This is a genomic window from Microcella sp., assembly GCF_033763155.1.
GTDB lineage: Bacteria > Actinomycetota > Actinomycetes > Actinomycetales > Microbacteriaceae > Microcella.
Genome location: NZ_JANRKZ010000022.1, coordinates 1 through 1,539 on the forward strand (window position 1 = coordinate 1; position 1,539 = coordinate 1,539).

General features: G+C 68.4%; 3 protein-coding genes. All 3 read left to right on the forward strand.

Translation table 11 applies throughout. From position 1 onward, the window contains the following. Positions 1-408 (forward strand): acyl-CoA dehydrogenase (locus tag SFU54_RS00720; RefSeq protein WP_319014404.1); only part of this gene is annotated, 408 nt, incomplete at its 5' end. Between the two features lie 37 nt (positions 409-445). After that, complete coding sequence (locus tag SFU54_RS00725; protein ID WP_319014405.1) at positions 446-943, forward strand: isoprenylcysteine carboxylmethyltransferase family protein; 498 nt, start codon at positions 446-448, stop codon at positions 941-943. Further along, on the forward strand, positions 940-1,539 hold a 600-nt coding region (locus SFU54_RS00730), incomplete at its 3' end, for a dienelactone hydrolase family protein (protein WP_319014406.1). The genes SFU54_RS00725 and SFU54_RS00730, both read left to right, overlap by 4 nt.

The following is a 1,539-nucleotide window of genomic DNA, read 5'->3' on the forward strand; positions in this document are numbered from 1 at the left end:
CGGGCGCACGGTGAGCTGTTGCAGTGGGAGGCCTTCACCGATGCTCTCGACCGCGTCGAGCACGAGGGCACGCGTCAGGTGCTCACGTGGCTGCGCGATCTCTTCGGTCTTGGTCTCATCGAGAAGAACCTGGCCTGGTACATCATTCACGGCCAGTTGAGCGATCACCGCGCGCAAGCCATCACCGACTACATCGATGACCGCCTGTTGCCGCGCTTGCGCCCGCACGCGCTCGCGCTCACCGATGCCTTCGAGTTTGCCGACGAGCACATTCGCGCAGACATCGCGACGGGGGCCGAGCGTGCCCGCCAAGACGAGGCACGCGACTACTACGCGCACGAGCGTGCGAGCGGGTACGCGCCCGTCGACGAGAAAGACCTCATCGCGGTCAGAAAGTCGCGGCGCTAGGCATCGCTCGCGGGGGCAACGGGCGTAGGGTCGCGGCATGGATGCTGCACCCGAGCCCGCCGCCTTTCGACTGACCCCGGCCGCGGCCTGGTCGCTCGTCGGCGCACAGTTTGTCTTTCTGTTGCTCCTTGCCTTCCTGCCGTGGGGCGGTCTCTGGCCGCGCGACCCTGCCGTGGTGGTCATCGCCATCGTGCTGGGAGCGGTCGGATTCGGCATCGCGCTCGCCGCGGGCGCGGGCCTCGGTCGCACGCTGACCCCCAGCCCGGTGCCGCGCGCCGACGGTGTTCTCGTCACGACCGGGGTCTATGGCCTCGTGCGGCACCCCATCTATTCGGGCCTGCTGGTGCTCGGTATCGGGCTCGCCGTCATCGGCGCATCAGCACTGCACGTCATTGCCTGGCTCGGTCTGCTCACCGTGCTCATGGTCAAGTCGCGCCTCGAAGAGCGCATGCTGCTTGACCAGTACGCCGACTATGGGGCGTATGCCGCTCGTGTAGGCCGGTTGGTTCCGGGTCTGGGGCGCATCCGCTCATGACTCTCACCGACATCGTCATTCCGCAGCCCGGTGACCCGCGCGGCGGTGAGCTCACGGGAGTGCTCGGTGTGCCCAACGGCCCCGGGCCCTTCGTGCCGCTCGTGGTCGTGCACGAGCTCTTCGGCATCGACGACGCCATGCGCGACCACCTCGAGCGCTTGCGTGGCATGGGCTACCTCGTGCTCATGCCCAACCTCTTCAGTCGGGGCGGCGCGCGGCGGTGTCTTGTCGCCACATTCCGCGCGCTGCGGTCGGGCACCGGCGTGGCCTTCGATGACATCGAGGCCGCGCGGCGCCTGTTGCTCGAGCGCGACGACACCACGGGTTCGGCGGGGGTCATCGGCTTCTGCATGGGCGGAGGCTTTGCGCTGCTGCTGGCGGGGGCGGGCGGCTATGGCGCAGCATCCGTCAATTACGGGATGCTCCCCGACGACCTCGATGCAACCCTCGACGGCGCGTGCCCCGTGGTCGGCACTTTCGGTGCGCGTGACCTGAGCTTGCGCGGCGCGGCCGCGAAACTGGAGACAGCGCTCGTCGCTCGCGGCATCGACCACGACGTGGTCGAATATCCTGAGGCCGGGCACGCGTTTCTCAAC

What these genes read in the sequence shown, in the direction of transcription:
- SFU54_RS00725 (WP_319014405.1), top strand. Translation starts at nt 446, where the DNA reads ATGGATGCTGCACCCGAGCCCGCCGCCTTTCGACTGACCCCGGCCGCG.